The following is a 16445-nucleotide window of genomic DNA, read 5'->3' on the forward strand; positions in this document are numbered from 1 at the left end:
GGTATTCATTAGGCATGCATAAAAATCCTGTTCCCGCTCTGCTCGGTGCCGCTTCGCTGCTAGCCTCCGCCTCGCTCGTCTGTGCCGACACCTCCACTGGCAAAGTGAGTATTGCCGATTTCACATTGGGTCAGGACGCCATGAATGCTCCATCCGCCAAGCTGCAGATCAGCAGCACAGGAGACATGGACTTTGATGACATCAACGGAGGCTTCTCCTATGACCGACTACTCTTGGAAACGCCACTTGGTGGAATGATTCATGTTAACGACTGCAATGCCGTCGGTGTAGGGCTCCGCTACGAAGCCACATGGCTGGACACAGATACCAGGCTGGGAAATATGGACCTGCACGACTTGCGCTTGAGCTTCACTTGGCTGCATCACCAGCAAGGTAGCAAATGGTCTTGGCTAATGTCTCTGTCGCCAGGCGTCTCCTCGGATTTTAACGGAGTCGACGGTGATGACTTTTCGCTCAACGGCCGCTTGGGCTTTCGTTACGCCTTGAACTCCAAGTTCTCCATCGTGGGTGGAGTCGGAGTCGATAACACCACAGGTGATCACTCTCTCTATCCAGCGATCGGGTTCCAATGGCGCCCAGTGGATGATGTTCATATCGCCTTGTTAGGTGCCACATTCACAGCCACATGGCAGCCGCATAACGATTGGTTAGTTCGTTTCGGAGTCTGGCCTGGTGGTGGTGTTTGGAATGTTGAGGAGAACGGCAACAGCTTCGACGTATCCATGCGCAGTTATAACGCAGCCATCGGCGTAGAGCGCCGCCTCACAGATAAAGTATGGTTGAGTCTCTGGGCAGGTACCAATCTGGCCAATAACCTGGAAATTGAGACAGCCTCAGGCGGCGACATCTTCGACGAAGGCGCGGACGGTGCTTGGTTCGTGAATCTCGGACTGCGCGTGGCAGCTTGGTAAGATCCGCCAGAGAGAGCTACGCTTTCCGGCGTCGGCTGATTAAGGCCAACGAACCTAGTGCCAACAAAGCGGTGGTGCTGGGTTCTGGGACCACTTGAATGATCTGGATGCCATTGATCGGAGCTCGCAAGGGCGAACCGGAGAGAGCTCCGGCGCCTTGAGCCGACAAATTGTAGCTGGATCCTGATATCCCGGATAAAACGATGTAGTTTCCCTCGTCGTTGTTCGTGCCGACGTTGTCGAACGTAGAATTTCCTCCCGGGCCGGGCACTGGGAGTTGATCGACTTTATTAGAATTCTGGCCCGATCCCCAGCTGGTGTTTTCAAAGTCTTCTCCCTGATCGTTTACCGCACCAATCGTATACCTAGCGCTACACCATGCCCCACCATTGACGCCGTCCTAGACGTCAATGTAGCCCTTCCTTTTGCGGACGTCTCCATCGGCGACCGCATGGTCGAGACGGAACCGAGCAAGGTAGCTCACGCCGGTGTCAGCTCCGCCAGCCACTGTGCCAGATCGCCTGCAGCCGGTGTCATGGGTAGGCTGGAGACGTCGTTGAGGTTCCATCGGAAAATCGCTTGGTAACCATCCCAGTGTCCGGTGGCTCCGGTATCGCATAGCCAGTCGATCGCCTTTTGGTTTTCCGGCATGGCGTATCCGGTGAATGTTTCGATACCTTGTTGATATGCCTGAATCCAGAGGATGGCCAATAACAGAGTCCCTATGCCGCGCCCTTGTTCGGTGTCCAGCACGGTGACCGAGAACTCCGCGTCTGTGGGATCGGTTTTCGATCGCCAGAAGCTCGCGGCTCCGAGTCCGGGGTAATCACGTGAGCGGTCGAGAATGGCCCAGGTTGAATGGTTTTCGGTATCTGTATTCAGCAGGCGGTCGAGCGTGCTGTCGCTGATGACGTCCCCAGTGCGTACCCAGAACCGCTGGTATCGCGCCTCTGGCGAAAGCCTTCGATAGCCTTCAGCCAGCCCTTCGCGGTCGCTTGGGTCAAGAGGCCGAGCCACCACCGGTGTGCCATCGCGCAGGTTGAGGAGAAGATGGTCTTGCACCCTTCTAGTTTATGCTTCTCACAACTGCCGTCAACGGGCATCCACCAGTTCCAATAAACAAGCGCTTGAATCCATGGGAGGAGAATAAAAAAGCCCCGCCGGATGAACCAGCGGGGCTTTTGAAAATAGTTGATCTGTCTCTGTGTTAGACCGCTTCAGCGAGCTTCACATTGACGCGGCGACCGTTCTTATCGAAGTAAACGTTGCCGTCGACCTTAGCGTGGATGGTGTGATCCTTGCTGATGTAAACGTTGTCACCTGGGTGCCACTTAGTGCCACGCTGACGGATGATGATGTTGCCAGCTGTGACAACTTCGCCGCCGAATTTCTTAACGCCGAGGCGCTTGCTGCGTGAATCGCGACCGTTCTTGACGGAACCCTGTCCTTTCTTATGAGCCATGGTATAAAAGTAGTAAGTAGTTTGGAATTAGCCAATGCTGGTGATTTCCAGCTTGGTCATGTGACGGCGGAAGCCCTTGGTCTTGTGGTAACCTTGGCGACGCTTGAATTTGAAAGCAACTCCCTTTTTACCGCGGAACTGATCGACGACCTTGGCGGTCACGACTGCACCGTCAACAAATGGAGCACCGACTGAAATGTCGCTGCCGTTGTTGGTAAGGAGAACTTCCTCGAATTTTGCTTCGGAGCCAACTTCGGCGTCGATCTTCTCAACGTCGAGTGTGTCACCTTCTTGAACGCGGTATTGTTTACCACCTGTTTTGAAAACTGCGTATGCCATGGGAATATTCTCCTTGGGTTGCTTAAATTGCTTGAAAACCGACGGAACACACCTTGTGCGCCGTGCGGGGGGCGGGAATTCACCACAGTCTAGCCTGCTGGGCAAGCAAATTTTAGCCTGCGGCCAAGTTTTTTTAATATTATTTAACTGAGCCATATCATTTGGCGCTTCGTTGTTATGAATTGTTGGTTTCAAGGTTGTTTCAACGATGTTTGGGAAATGAGCTTTTGCTGGTTGAGCCGAATCAGTTTTACATCATATGTGGCAGGTTCTAGGGTGCTTGTTCGATCATGATACCCCCTGATACCATGTTGAATTTACTCCATTTGGCTCGTTGCATACTCATCTCCGCCACTGTCTGCCTCTCTCTTCTATCGACGGCACGAGCGGAAACTTATTACGTCGATGCCAGCAATAACCAAACCGGATCGGATGGTCTCTCTTGGAAAAATGCTTTCAAAACTCTCCAAGAGGCGCTCACTGTGTATGATCGGGGTGATACGATTCTGATGGCAAAAGGAGTTTACCACCCTGGGACTACCAGCGCTGATACCTATCTGTTCCGTGGAGCGGTGACCATTCAAGGTGGTTTTCCGTCAGGGGGAGGTGTTTCGGCTGACCCGCTGACCCACAAGACGGTGCTTTCAGGCGATTATACGGAATCATTGCCCGACACGAATGGCGACGGTGTGCCCGATGGTGGTCCGGCAGTGAATAGCTCGCACCATATCATGACATTGCACGAACCGGCTGGTCCTACCGTGCTAGACGGGCTTTGGTTTGTTTCTGGACACAGTCAGTCCGGAGGTTTTCTAGAACCTGGTGGGAGTGCGATTCTGGCAGTTGATGGCGGTGTTCTTACGCTGAACAGGTGCTATTTTTACTTCAATGATACGGATGCCGACCTAGGAACAGCAGTTTGTTATATCAATGACCCAGAGGCATCCCCACAGGCCTTGGAGGTCTCTCAATGTGTGTTTCAGCAAAATGGTAATAATTCCACTCCGTATGCCTATGGTGCGCTATATGTGGAGAATCATAGCCTCCAACTGACGGATACTCTGTTTGTGGAGAACTACTCGCAGTATGGCGGAGGACTCTACTTCGAAGGTTTGGACGGCCCTGGGTTTGAACCTCACAGCCATATCGCAAGATGTCAGTTCAAAGGAAATTATGCACACCGTTTTGGGGGGGCGGTTTATACGTTTACGAAGATCAATCTGGAAGTCGTAAACACTCTCTTCTCGGGGAATCATGCTGGACACTACGGCTTCTCCAATACCGGTGGAGGGGGAGTCTATATCAGGCACAACGGAGAGGCTGTCTTCACGAACAATACGTTCGCATACAATACCTGTGGCGGAAGCATTGATAAATATCCTGCTTATGGAGGGGCGGTCCTCTTTGCTGGTAACGGTTTCTCGGGCACCACCACGTTTTCTAACAATATATTTCACCAGAATTGGGGGGCCGGGGGTTTTAGTCCGTTGCAAATGTCTGTGCATGTGGATGGTCAAACCGCCAGAACTCCCGCCTTTTACAGCAATTACTCAGATTCTGAAGACTTGCCCAATGCCGACCCTGCGGAGCCGAACTTTACACCTTTCCAAGCAGACGCCCCTCCTACACTCACATTTCAGTCGCCAATCAATTTGACGGTTTCAACTGTGGGCGATCATACTCGTTTTCTTAAATCCTCTGCCGGTTATCTGCATTTGCCCCCTGATTCCGGGTTGATCGATTTGACACGGAAAAAATATCTTGTTCACCCATGGGACGACGAGGACGCGGATGGAAAATTACGGTCTCTTGGCTACGCACCTGATCCCGGAGCATTCGAAGCAAGACCAGCTCCAGGAACAAAAAAAATCATCGATATCGAATACACTGGCTCTCAAATTCGGCTGTATTTTCTGACTGATGCACCCGTGGATATTCACCGGTCTGACGATTTGCAGGATTGGTCATCCTATAACGTGATTCAGAATCAATCGAGGTCGCCGATCGTATTCGGGATCTCCAGTTCTGTTCCGATGCAGTATTACAGACTTTCCCATACGGCTCAGGAGTGAAGATTGCTGCCGATCTCATACGGTCGGAGTCTTCGACAATGTTGGACAGGTGCATTCTTATGTAGGGAACGACCTACATCTAAGATGAATTTTTTTCAGCAGAACAGGTGAGAGGGAAAAATATGGCTAAAGGGTCTGTAATCTAACATAAAATTAAAAAGGGCTCCATCATTGATCAAGGATGATGCCCTGTAATTGCCCTGTGAACTCTTCCAGCTTGCCCCGTTCTTACCGCACTGTTATGATCCGAGGGCTATGAAAAAACTCACTCTCCTTCTTCTGCTTTGCTGCCTGCCTCTCGCTGCTCGTGCAGGCTCGCGCGGGCTCGATATTGCATTTATCGATGCCACTCCGGCGCACACCACTGCGGAAGGTAAACGCCTCGCCGAGCTTCTGGTCATGGATATGAAAAAACTCTATTCCGGAGATCAAGTGGGTAAGCTATTCCCTTGGAGCGAAAACACCGTTGACCTCAAAGTCCTCCATGCCGAGCCGTTAGGTTTGTCATTTGATAATCTAATCAACATCAAAAACCCGAAGAAAATAGGTCTGATGCTTGCAAAAAACCGTGTTTCGGATGGTTTGATCGTTTTCTATTATGATCGTACCAATGGCGTTGCCCGACTGAAACTATTCGATGGCAATGGTTTCGAGTTGCTTTTGCTCCGGCTCCCTCTGGAAGGCAAAAATTCTGCCATGAAATATTCCATCCTAAAAGGGAACCGTCTAGGAGCCCTTGCTGCCGTCGGCGCGAATGTGCGGTGGAGCCCGTAATCCAGATGGATCGAGAAAAGTTCTTACCGGGCTATGAATAGCCAGCCTCAGTGATGTTACCGCCCGCTGACTCGAGGATCGAGCCTGTATGCTATTGAGTTAGTAGTGCGCCCTGCTCATCGAATTTGACTCCGCGTTTTTCGAGGAAGGACCTCGCCGATTGGTATCGAAGGAGGAGGAAGCTGTTGTGGTCGAGTTGACGTTGCTTTCCTTTGATGGAGGCTTCGAAATTTTGGTAGATTGATGGGGGTGTGGGATCACCGCTCGTTTCTTTTAAGCGTTGTTTATACATTGCTATCTCTCGCTTCTTGAGCTTCGCATGGGCGCCGGAATTTTCTAATTGAGCCCGAAGTTCCGCGATGATTTTCCTGCCTTTTGCATAGGTCTCCTGGCGATCCCTTGCTTCTTTATTGGCTAGTTTCCATGCTTCTCGTGTCTTGGCGATGGCCGCATCGTCATTTTTCTTTCGAGCCAGAGCTTCATCATTGCTAGCTTTTGCCGCCTTCGTTTCGGCATTCTCGGCAGCGGCCTTGAGTTTTTCCAGTTTGGGGGTTTTTACTGATAGCTCACGTTCATAGCTGGCGGCCTGCTTTTCGTATTCGGATAACTTAACTTCTGCCTCCTGAAGTTTGCTCGTTAATTCTTTATGCTCTTTTGCCTGACTGGCGGCGACTTTTTGATCGGTTTTTGCGTTAGCAGCCTTCGCTTTGGCCAGCTGCTGCTTCAACTTGTCAATATGGCTTTGTAAACGCTGAAGGCTATCGGGCTCGAAAAGCTTTTTGGATTTGTGCTCGGATTGGTAGAATCGCGTCAGTTCGGTGACAGCCTCATCCTGTGTGCAAGTCTGCCCGGGCTTTGCCCTGTAGTGCTTCAGCTTTTCCGGGGAATCTTTCAGGAACTCTGAAATGGCGAGATAATGCGCAGGACTGAGGTTTTGCTTGAACAAGTCGGTCCTTGAGGGCTGTGCGTTCAGTCCGGATATTATGGCAATCGCGGTAAACAATGACAGGGTTGGGATGGCGAAGGCGTTCATTGGTAATACTGTGCAATTCTGTGTGGTCACTTGTTGATCCATGGCAAGACGAGATCTGCCCACGATCCAGTGTCACTGGAAGGGATAGCTTTTTCGATTAACTTAATCTGGAAGCCATGAGTTCTTTCTGAAAGACGAGCTCCTTGGGCATGTGATCGTAGAGCTTGAGGAAGAGTTCTCCTTGTGAGAGGAGTTCCGCTTTCCACTCGTCCTTGTTGAAGGCCATGGCTTTGTCGAAGTCTTCTTCTCCGAACCCTTCGAGTCCGTCTGTGTCGAAATCTTCGAAGTGTGGAGTCCAGCCGATCTGGGTTTCGTGGCCAGGGATGCGACCGTGACAGCGCTTGGTGATCCATTCTAAAACACGCATGTTTTCGCCGAATCCAGGCCAGAGGAACTTGCCGTCTTCGTCGACGCGGAACCAGTTCACATGAAAGATGCGTGGCAGGTTCTTGATCTTGTTTCGCATCGAGAGCCAGTGGCCGAAGTATTCTCCCATATTGTATCCGGTGAAGGGAAGCATGGCGAAGGGGTCACGTCTAACACCCGCCTTGAGGCCGATGGCGGCGGCGGTGACTTCAGAGCCCATGGTGGCACCGATGTAGACGCCGTGGCTCCAGTTGAATGCTTGGTAAACGAGCGGCATGGTGGACGGGCGGCGACCACCGAAGATGATGGCCGAAATAGGAACACCTTCCGGGTTTTGCCAGTCGGGGTCGATCGTGGGACACTGCGAGGCCGGGGCTGTGAAGCGGGCGTTCGGGTGCGCGGCTGGTTTTTCACTGGCCGGTGTCCAGTTATTACCTTGCCAATCGATGAGATGTTCAGGGGCTTCTTTGGTCAGGCCTTCCCACCAGACGTCGCCGTCGTCGGTCAATGCCACGTTGGTGAAGATGCAGTTTTCCTTCATCGAGTCCATTGCGATGGGATTGGTCTCGTAGGATGTGCCGGGCGCGACGCCGAAATATCCAGCTTCCGGATTGATAGCGTGCAGAGTGCCATCCTTGTGTGGCCAGAGCCAGGCGATATCGTCACCGATGATGGTGGTTTTCCAGCCTGCGTCGACGTATTCCTTCGGTGGCACCAGCATGGCGAGGTTGGTTTTGCCACAAGCGGAAGGGAAGGCGGCGGAGACGTAGGTCTTCTCGCCGCGCGGAGATTCCAAGCCGAGGATGAGCATGTGTTCTGCCATCCAGTTGTGCTCGCGGGCGATGTTAGATGCGATGCGTAAAGCGAGGCATTTTTTACCTAACAGGGCATTGCCGCCGTAGCCAGAACCATAGGACCAGACTTCGCGGGTCTCTGGGAAGTGGCAGATGTATTTGTCATCATTACAAGGCCAAGGAATATCATCCACCCCCTCGGTGAGTGGCATGCCGACGGTATGGGCGCATGGGATGAAGAGTTTATGACCATCACGTTTCGCTGGGGCTGCGCCGCTTTTTTCATCTTCCAGACGTTTCAGGACTTCAGCACCCATGTTGGCCATGATGCGCATATTGATGACCACGTAGGGAGAGTCAGTGACCTGAACGCCGATCTTGGCGAGAGGTGAATCGATGGGACCCATGCAAAACGGAATCACATACATGGTGCGGCCCTGCATGCAGCCGGAGAATTTCTCATGCATCTTCTTCAGCATTTCACTGGCATCGGCCCAGTTGTTGGTTGGGCCGGCGAGATCCGGGCGGCGGGTGCAGATGAAGGTGCGGTCTTCCACGCGGGCGACGTCGCCAGGGGATGAGCGAGCAAGGAAAGAGTTCGGACGGATCTCGGGGTTGAGGCGTGTGAGCGTGCCAGTGGAGACTTGGAGCTCGGTGAGTTCATCCCATTCTTCTTGGGAGCCGTCACACCAGCGGACATTGGCCGGCTGGCAGAGTTTGGTCATTTTGGTGATCCAGCTGGTGAGAGCGGGGTGAGTAGTGCCTTCAATTTTGCTCATGTAAAAGAACCTAGTAAAACCGTCCGTAAGAAGCAAGGCTAGTGCCGCTGAGGACTGGTTTTTGGTGAGAAAATGAGGTTCTCACTTTCCTTTTTGTATCCTTGGCGAAGTTACCAAACCCTCACTAACAGAAATGTTATCAAAGAGCGCGTGAACTTTAACTGGCTTTTCTTTGGCATCGCGCGGCGACCTCGATGGGTCATGGCCACCGTGGAAAGTGCTGAACAGGAAGGTCTGGATCAAAGTTCTCTGACTGTCTTTTCCACGCAGATTGAGATGATCGCTGCTGGCTACCTTCTTGCCGTCGATGACTAACAGGACGAAGCCGTTGCTATTTCCGGAGGTGTTTAAAGCCACTTGTAGGTCGACGCGGTGCCAGACACCCTTGCTGAAAACGGCGCCACGGGTTTTGTTCCCGATGCCGTATTTGGCCTTCGGGTTTTGGTCGTAAATATAGGTTCTGGCGTGCCCCTTGTCTTCAAACATCAGGCGTGCGCTCCATCGTTCGGGGCTGCGAGGATTTCCTCCTGTGACAGGCTTCTGTGGCCCCAGTCCATGGAGTTTGCCACCTTTTCTGAAGTCAAAATCCCGATCAAAGCAGACGTCGAAGCTGAGAGTGGCACGGGTTACCTTCCGGCCAAGTGGGAAACGGGAGACGACTCTCTCGCTGCCACGAGGGTAGGGGACGTAGGTCACCCTAATGGCATCTGAGCCATCTGGACCAGCTGACTTCGCGAGTGCAACGTGCTTGTGTTGCAATAACTGCTCCGCCAGACCGGACTTGGTAGGGCTGTTGAAGCTCTCTGTCAGTAGTATAGGCTCAGCACAGGGAGCTGCACCCACTGTGAGTAGGGAGATGATGCCTGCGAGCCTAAGCGTCATTACTTTCTGCGACGCAGAAGGAAAGCGATGGCTCCGAGACCGAACAATACGGAGGTCGAGGGTTCCGGTACGGCTGCTGCACGGATTTCACTAAGGTTCAGAACCGTATCATACACACGAATTTCATCACCCAGACCTACGAAGTTATGTCCTCCAAAAGCATTGAAAAGCATCCAGCCGTCGTTGCTGGTTTGCCAGTTGCCCGTATCACCTGCGTTGGTGTCGACCAAGTTGCCATTGACGTAAAATGATACCCCGTCTGTGGAGCTTTTAGTGGCGGCGATGTGTTGCCAAGTGCCAGCTGTAATGTTCGCGCCTGTTGAAGTAGAGTCGACAACGCTGTAGCCCGTGATACGGATTTCATTGCCAAAGAGGCCGAAGCCCCAGCCACCATTGAGGCCGCCATTGTTGCCCTGGCTGGTGATCCCTGAGCGCGAAAGGATTCGCTGGTTTGTGCCAGCCGATATCGCATTCGGATTAATCCAGGCCATCACAGTGAAGTTGTTCTGCAGAGTGCCGAACTCGTTGTTCACTCCGGTGACCCACTGGCCATTCGGAGCAGATAAGCCAGCGGTAGCGCCAAATTGTGATGGGCCGAGCGTGAGTGCTCCATAACTGCCTGCTGGTATGGCTGCTTGATTGTACAGATGAGCTGCACCTGCTTGCGTACCGGATGTGTTAGTGCCAGCACTGTCATTGAGTGTTGGTCCGGCAGCTTCGTTCAACTCGTATTGTGCTATGAGCGCGGCCTGAGCTGGAGCCAAGCAGAGGGTACTGGTGGCGATGAGGGCAATTGAGAGAGTTTTCATATGATCTGTATCAGTCGTTATAGATGACTAAAGATACAGCGTCAAATCGACATTATTTCTCTTTTTTAGCAGATTTTTTCTTCGCCGTTTTTTTCCTTGGCTCGAACTCGAAACCGATCTTGCCGGTTTCGGTATCGTAGCAGAGGTAGGCGGAGAAGGCGCGTTTGGTGCGCTTGGAAACGAAGCCGGGCAGGAGGTCGGTCTTGCCTTTTTCGATGAGCTTGATGCCTTGCTCACTTGGGATCTCACACTGGAGGATGGTGCGTGAAATGCGAATGCCTTCTGGGTTGTCCTTGTTGGTGATGGCGGGAACATACCAGGCGTTGGCGGTCTCGTAGATCTTGACGTCTTTGCCATCGGGGGTGGTGACCTCGGCGATGATTTGATCGTCGGTGAGATCGTCGCGCTCGTCTTCGCCGTTATCGAAGACGAAACTGACTTTCCATTTGCCGAGTTTTCCTGTCTTGGAAACTTCTTGTTTCAGTTCCAAGGCAGCATCGAAGGGACGGTTGAAGCGGGATTTGAATCCTTCCAATGGTCCGATGAATTTCTTTTCCAATAGCTCTTTCGCTTCTGAGTCGGTGAGAGTGCGCGAGGCGATGTGGCGGTTGGTTTTGAAGCCACACTCGGGGTTGTAGCACTCGATGGTGGCATCGGTGACTTTGAGTTTGTCGGCCTGACAGTTCGGGCAGGTGGCGATGAGGTCAGGGAACGTCTTGTTCTGAAGCTCTGAGGTGTATTTCTTCGCCTTGTTGACGATGTCGCTGGTGAAGTCGATGATCTCACGCATGAACTCGGGGCGGGAGAGCTTTCCGTGTTCCATCTGGCGGAGTTTGCTTTCCCAGTCGCCGGTCATGGAGGCGGAGGCGAGGGCTTGAATGCCAAGTTCGTCGGTGATCTCGATCAGGCGCAGGCCGCGGCGGGTGACGTGCAGGTCGCGACCGTCACGCTCGATGTATTTCTGGCGCAGCAGGCCCTCGATGGTGGCGGCGCGAGTGGCGGGGGTGCCGAGTCCGCGGTCGGCCATGGCCTCGCGCAGCTCTTCATCGTCGATGAGTTTGCCGGCGCCTTCCATGGCGGAGAGCAGGGTGGCTTCGTTGTAGCGGGCGGGTGGTTTGGTCTCGTCGTGTTTGACCTCGATGTGATCGACCTGAGCGGATTCGCCTTCGGATACGGCGCAAAGTTCGTCTTTTCCTGAAGCGACACCTGGCTGACGACCGTAAACGGCAAGCCAGCCCGGGTTGACGAGGATTTTTCCGGTTGTTAGGAAAGCGTCCACGGTGCCGGGGTTCTCGACGCGAGTGATGCGGCGGGTGTTGAGGAACTCGGCGGAAGGGTAGAAGACGGCGAGGAATCGCTTGGTGACGAGGTCGAAAAGTTTCTCGGCGGCTTCGTCCATTTTGACAAAACGTCCAGTGGGGATGATGGCAAAGTGATCGGAGATCTTGGCGTTGTTGAAGACGCGCTTGCTCGGCACGATGAGTTTTTCTGACTGTGCGTGTTTGGCGTGTTTGCCGAGTTCGCCGCCTTGCTGAGCGATGGCATCGACGGTTTCGTGCACGTTGTTGAGATAGTCTTCCGGCAGGTAGCGGGAGTCCGTTCTCGGGTAGGTGAGCATTTTGTATTTCTCGTAAAGAGCCTGGGCGACCTGGAGGGTGCGCTTGGCGGAGAAGCCGAAACGTGAGGAGGCTTCGCGCTGGAGAGTTGTTAGATCGTAGAGCTGTGGTGAGGCTTGTTTGGTCGGCTTCTGCTCTTCGGTGACGGTGCCGGTCTTGCCCTCACAGCGGTCGCGGATGGCATCGGCGTCGGCGGTTTTCCAAATCCGCTCTGGGCGTGAGTGCGGGTGCTGGGGATCGCGCTTCCATGACTCATTGATCCAGCGGCCTGAGTATTCGCCTTTGGTCACGGAGAAGTCGGCGTGGACTTCGCTGTAGGGCTCTGAGATGAACTCGCGGATTTCCATTTCGCGCTTGGCGAGGATGGCGAGGGTGGGGGTCTGGACGCGACCGGCGGCGGTGATGTTGAAACCACCGTGGCGTGAGCGGAAACAAGTAAGGGCGCGGGTGGAGTTGAGGCCAACGAGCCAGTCTGACTCCGAGCGGCACTTGGCGGCATCGGCGAGGTCCTTCATCTGCTCGTCGCTGCGCAGGCTGCTCCAGGCATCGAGGATGGCGCCTTGGGTCATGGACTGCATCCAGAGGCGTTTGACCGGCTTGTCGATTTTGCCAAGCTCGAGAATGTAACGGAAGATAAGTTCGCCTTCGCGGCCGGCGTCACAAGCATTAACGATGGTATCAATGTCCTTGCGGCGGCAAAGACGGAGGACTTGCTTCAGGCGGGTCTCGGACTGCTCGATCGGTTGCAGTTCGAATTTGTCAGGAATAGCTGGCAGTACCTCGAAGTTCCACGGGAGGTTGCGCGGTTTGCCATTTTTGCCAATCGGGCCTTGGGGCATCTTCAGCTCGACCAAGTGACCGACGGCGGAAGTGATGACGAAATTGTCATTTTCAAAGTAAACATCGCGACCTTTACCTTTCTTTTCAAACTTGCCGACTTCGGGTGCTTTTGCGAGTGCACTGGAGAGATCGGTGGCGACGGAGGGCTTCTCCGCGATGATTAGGGTCTTCGACATGGGAGTGGGCATTACGCTCGGAAACACCGATTGAAAAGGGAATTTTTTGCAATCGCGCTCTTTCCTACGTAGTAGGAAGAATATTCAAGCCTGCAAAGGCACTTGAAAATCAACGGTGTAAGAAACCGTTTTCACAATGTGTTTTCAGCGCCTGAGCACGTCAAACCGCGCTCTTGCACTTCCGGAAAGCACGCTTTTCCCAAGCTAGCTGATTATCTTCTTCCCCGTTGATCGGGATGATTTCGTTTTTCTCGACAGAGAGATTAACTTTGAGATCACAGTTACACAGTGGACAACAGCCACTGGCTTCGGGGCTGTGCATCGTAAGGATGCCGCCGCAGTCAGGGCAGGGAAAGCTTAGTGTGTAGGCGTATGCTGGCATTGTGCGTTATTCGCATTATGCCGTAGCAATCTGTTGTTTCAAGTTGATTATTAACTTATTCTGATATTTTTGTGACAAAATTGAGTCCTGTGCTCAGCTTTTTTGTTCGGTGCAGCGCATTTGAATATCGGTGAGATCCACGTGATCGGGTGTGCGAAGCATGTGCATCACCGACTCGGCCACATCCTCGGGCTGGAGCATTTTCATCGAGGCTTTGGTTTTTTCCAACTGATCCTCTCGGCCGGCGAAATAAACATCCAGAAGTGGGGTTTCCACAAATCCCGGAGAGACGGTGGCCACCCGGGTTTTGTTGCCTTGGAAGCGTAGTTCGCTGCGTAGAGCCTCTGTGATTGCTCGGACAGCGAACTTAGTGGGCGCATAAAATCCGCCTGTTTTAGGCACGCGATGACCGCTCATGCTGGAAATATTGATGATCTGTCCGCCAGACTCAGGAAATACATCGAGGGCCTTTTGGCAACAAATGGCGAGGGCGTGCACGTTGACTCGCCACATCAATTCCCAGTCGGCCGGGTCACCGTCGGAAATTCCGGCGAGCATGGCGATGCCTGCGTTGTTAATCAGGATATCGAGCTGTTTAATTCCCGAAAACGCGTCATCGATCTGAGCGGGGTCACTCAGATCACACTGAATGGCTGTCACATCGGCGGGAAGATTATCCGTATTTCGGCAAAGACCGAACACCTGGGCACCGGCTTGTTGGAGCCGTTCAGCGATCGCGAAACCCATGCCGGACGAGGCTCCGGTGACGAGGGCGGTTTTTCCTGAGAAAATTGAGTCGTTCATAAGAGTGTTATCGGCGAGTTGCTTCGTGGATTTTCTGACGGCCTTGGTAAGGTTCTGGATCGACTGAGAACCACGTGCTCTTCTGGGCGCGTTCTTTGTTATACGGGGGCGCAAATATATCGACCAATTGGGTCAGGCTGTGAGCTTTGAGCCGATGGATATTCCGCTCTTTCGAGGTGAGCGTGGAAACCATGCCTTTGCTCAGCGTGGATTGGGCTGTTTCCGCTAACAATACGTTCTTGCTACCCTTTTTCTCGCCTAACAAGTCGTAGTTCCAGACATCCACATTTCCAGTGGCACAGAGCAATACGCCGGTCATTCCCGGGTGATCATGGTGAGAGATTTGCTCTCCTTTTTCAAACTGAACCAGACTGACTTCGAAGTTGCGTTGCTTCTCCAGCTTGTAGAAGTCGGTGCGTTTATTGCCGAGGCCTTTCTTGGTGTTCTCAAACGCCTTGGCCAGTGCTGGATCTTTCAGGTTCAAGCGCAGGGCGAGAGCCGCAGCTTGTTTGACGTAGGCCGCCTGGTCCCAGTGATCGAGGTGCTGTTTGGCAGCCTCTTTTTCAACGGCTGTTAGGAAAGCGTCCCAGTTGATGGCTCCGTTTTCTGGCACCCGGCCTTGAAAGGCATTCGCCCGCGTGGCTAACGCGGTGATACTAGGAAGCGCCAGGCCGAGACCGAGGAAGCCCGGCAGCGAGGTGCGAATAAAGTGGCGGCGATTATAGTCGTCCATGCTTAGTTATTTGATTCCTTGTTAGAGGTTTCTTTTGAGTCTGGAGATAGATACTTCAGAGCTTTGGTATGAGTTTCGTGCCATTCCGAGTTTTCGCGTCCGGGAGAGATTTTGCGTAATGCAGTGGCGAGATTAGCTTTTTGTTGGATAGCGGTCTCTGGGATCGTTTTCATCGCGTAATAAACCAGCTCTCCTTGGTCATCTTTGACGCCTTTGGCGAGGGCTTCGAAGATTCTTTTTTCCACGGTTAAGGCATCTTGAAGGCTGATGTTTTGGAACGCAAGACGCTTGATTTCGGACTTGGGAGCTTCCCAGAGTTGGTTTGCGAGTTCAATCCATGCCTCGGCGGACTTTTCATCAAAAACCTCAGTGAGAGAGTCCAAGTCGTCGTCATTGAGTTCAGATTTGTCAGGTGCATTTCTAAGTTGCTTGATCAGGTGCTTGGTTGCCCATGATCGAGCTTCAGCAGGTGCTGTCGTTTTGATGAAATCGGTTTCGATCCATGTTCCTGAACCTTTGTCTATCACAAGTTTTGTCCATGACGGATCGGTGAGGCCAGATTTTGTCGAGTCACTTGCTATGTGTAATGCTTCGAGCCAATTCATGGTCTTTGAGTCTGGCTTTTCATGTTTTAAAATCTTGCCGATGGATTCGAGAAATAGCCTTTTTTCATCGTCTGTCGGGGGGGCTGGTTTTTCCTCTTCGTCATCGTCGTGATCACTCTTGGCACGAGGGATTCGTTCAACGAGCTTTTCACACCACGGCAACGAGCCAGGATAGGGGTTGTCCCAATCACGGGAGATTCCGTTTTCGGGCAAATTCACCAGCCTGCCGTCCTTGATCTTTGCCACCAGAGATGTTGGGTATTCGGCACCCTTCCAGGACCATGACCAAATACCCTCGTCTGTTTTTTTGTTGGGCTCGCCGAAGGTGTTGATAAGTGAAGTCGCCGAAGCCCCACGGTGGATGAGGCCAAGTTTACCGTCATCGCCGTAATGTTTGATGAGTTGATCGCGCAAGGTTTTGTTGCCGCCTGGTTCTCGGGTCTTGAGGCGCATACTTGCGACCATCCGTTCATAAACAGGTTTTTGGCAGGCGAGGTGCGTCCATTCAAATGCCATGAAGCGCATCCCACCGCCGATGACTTGGGCTTTTTTAACAGCTCCGCCCGGCAGCATGGAAAAGCGAGTCAGCGTTCCCTGTTCTAGTTTGTACGCGTGATGAACCATGGGTCCGCATAGGCAGATTCCGTCATCGAGCCACTTTGCAGGTGTAAGCAAGAATACTCCGAACGTAGCTTCTCCGACTCTTAGGAAATACGCTTGTTTGTATGAGTTATCCACTGTGGTGCACACGCCGCCTTCGACTTTGAAGGGTTTGGTTGCCATGTTGACCTTGAGCTTGATGAGGTCGTGCTCGGGGTATTCGAAACTAATGAACTCATCCTCGTATTTTTTCCATTTCTCGAACTTGAGCTGTTTCAGCACCTTGGCTTCTGCGTCGTTCGCTGCATCTGGAACGTGGCCACCTCCGAATTTGCCATCGATCGGATTACAAACATCCCACCAACGTGATTCATCGGCCAGTGTCAGGGACGGGACCAGCAGAGAGATGGTAGCTAGAAATATGAATATTATCCGATCCATATCGCC

The 16445-nt window shown here is 52.8% G+C and carries 15 protein-coding genes; 3 read left to right on the top strand and 12 right to left on the bottom strand.

Annotated elements, in window-relative coordinates; genetic code table 11:
• Window positions 1-14 precede the first annotated feature (14 nt).
• Window positions 15-932, top strand: a complete 918-nt coding sequence (locus ACSPJT_RS14000) for a DUF6268 family outer membrane beta-barrel protein (RefSeq protein ID WP_435893183.1) — start codon at window positions 15-17, stop codon at window positions 930-932.
• A gap of 16 nt (window positions 933-948) precedes the next feature.
• Here ACSPJT_RS14000 and ACSPJT_RS14005 read toward each other — a convergent pair whose 3' ends face one another.
• The 4 genes from ACSPJT_RS14005 to rplU all read right to left on the bottom strand — a co-directional run bounded on the left by ACSPJT_RS14005 (window position 949) and on the right by rplU (window position 2733).
• Window positions 949-1203, bottom strand: a complete 255-nt coding sequence (locus tag ACSPJT_RS14005; protein ID WP_435893184.1) for a PEP-CTERM sorting domain-containing protein — start codon at window positions 1201-1203, stop codon at window positions 949-951.
• Window positions 1204-1412: 209 nt separating this feature from the next.
• Window positions 1413-1994, bottom strand: coding sequence for an N-acetyltransferase family protein (locus ACSPJT_RS14010; protein WP_435893185.1), 582 nt, complete (start codon window positions 1992-1994; stop codon window positions 1413-1415).
• Window positions 1995-2139: 145 nt separating this feature from the next.
• Complete coding sequence (gene rpmA / locus ACSPJT_RS14015; RefSeq protein WP_435893186.1) at window positions 2140-2394, bottom strand: 50S ribosomal protein L27; 255 nt, start codon at window positions 2392-2394, stop codon at window positions 2140-2142.
• Between the two features lie 27 nt (window positions 2395-2421).
• Window positions 2422-2733, bottom strand: a complete 312-nt coding sequence (gene rplU, locus ACSPJT_RS14020; RefSeq protein ID WP_435893187.1) for a 50S ribosomal protein L21 — start codon at window positions 2731-2733, stop codon at window positions 2422-2424.
• Window positions 2734-3041: 308 nt separating this feature from the next.
• Between rplU and ACSPJT_RS14025 the strand changes: the two genes are divergently transcribed.
• Window positions 3042-4805, top strand: a complete 1764-nt coding sequence (locus tag ACSPJT_RS14025; RefSeq protein WP_435893188.1) for a right-handed parallel beta-helix repeat-containing protein — start codon at window positions 3042-3044, stop codon at window positions 4803-4805.
• A gap of 255 nt (window positions 4806-5060) precedes the next feature.
• Complete coding sequence (locus ACSPJT_RS14030; RefSeq protein WP_435893189.1) at window positions 5061-5579, top strand: hypothetical protein; 519 nt, start codon at window positions 5061-5063, stop codon at window positions 5577-5579.
• A gap of 91 nt (window positions 5580-5670) precedes the next feature.
• Here ACSPJT_RS14030 and ACSPJT_RS14035 read toward each other — a convergent pair whose 3' ends face one another.
• The 8 genes from ACSPJT_RS14035 to ACSPJT_RS14070 form a co-directional block, all read right to left on the bottom strand.
• The gene (locus ACSPJT_RS14035) at window positions 5671-6612 is read right to left on the bottom strand and encodes a hypothetical protein (protein ID WP_435893190.1); all 942 of its coding nucleotides are present in this window, start codon (window positions 6610-6612) and stop codon (window positions 5671-5673) included.
• Between the two features lie 97 nt (window positions 6613-6709).
• Complete coding sequence (locus tag ACSPJT_RS14040) at window positions 6710-8551, bottom strand: phosphoenolpyruvate carboxykinase (GTP) (RefSeq protein WP_435893191.1); 1842 nt, start codon at window positions 8549-8551, stop codon at window positions 6710-6712.
• Between the two features lie 81 nt (window positions 8552-8632).
• A complete protein-coding gene (locus ACSPJT_RS14045) occupies window positions 8633-9433 on the bottom strand; it encodes a polysaccharide lyase (protein WP_435893192.1) in 801 nt (266 codons plus the stop codon).
• A complete protein-coding gene (locus tag ACSPJT_RS14050) occupies window positions 9433-10242 on the bottom strand; it encodes a LamG-like jellyroll fold domain-containing protein (RefSeq protein ID WP_435893193.1) in 810 nt (269 codons plus the stop codon). The genes ACSPJT_RS14045 and ACSPJT_RS14050 overlap by 1 nt, the downstream gene beginning before the upstream one ends.
• 52 nt (window positions 10243-10294) lie before the next feature.
• Window positions 10295-12874 carry a DNA topoisomerase III gene (locus tag ACSPJT_RS14055; RefSeq protein ID WP_435893194.1) on the bottom strand — a complete coding sequence of 860 codons (2580 nt, stop codon included), beginning with the start codon at window positions 12872-12874 and terminating at the stop codon, window positions 10295-10297.
• Window positions 12875-13349: 475 nt separating this feature from the next.
• Window positions 13350-14060, bottom strand: a complete 711-nt coding sequence (locus ACSPJT_RS14060; RefSeq protein WP_435893195.1) for an SDR family oxidoreductase — start codon at window positions 14058-14060, stop codon at window positions 13350-13352.
• Window positions 14061-14067: 7 nt separating this feature from the next.
• Window positions 14068-14793 (bottom strand): hypothetical protein, encoded by a 726-nt coding sequence (locus tag ACSPJT_RS14065; protein ID WP_435893196.1) that lies wholly within the window; start codon window positions 14791-14793, stop codon window positions 14068-14070.
• Window positions 14794-14795: 2 nt separating this feature from the next.
• Window positions 14796-16439 carry a hypothetical protein gene (locus ACSPJT_RS14070; protein WP_435893197.1) on the bottom strand — a complete coding sequence of 548 codons (1644 nt, stop codon included), beginning with the start codon at window positions 16437-16439 and terminating at the stop codon, window positions 14796-14798.
• Between the last annotated feature and the right edge of the window lie 6 nt (window positions 16440-16445).

Source organism: Oceaniferula spumae, from assembly GCF_042849255.1.
Taxonomy (GTDB): domain Bacteria; phylum Verrucomicrobiota; class Verrucomicrobiia; order Verrucomicrobiales; family Akkermansiaceae; genus Oceaniferula; species Oceaniferula spumae.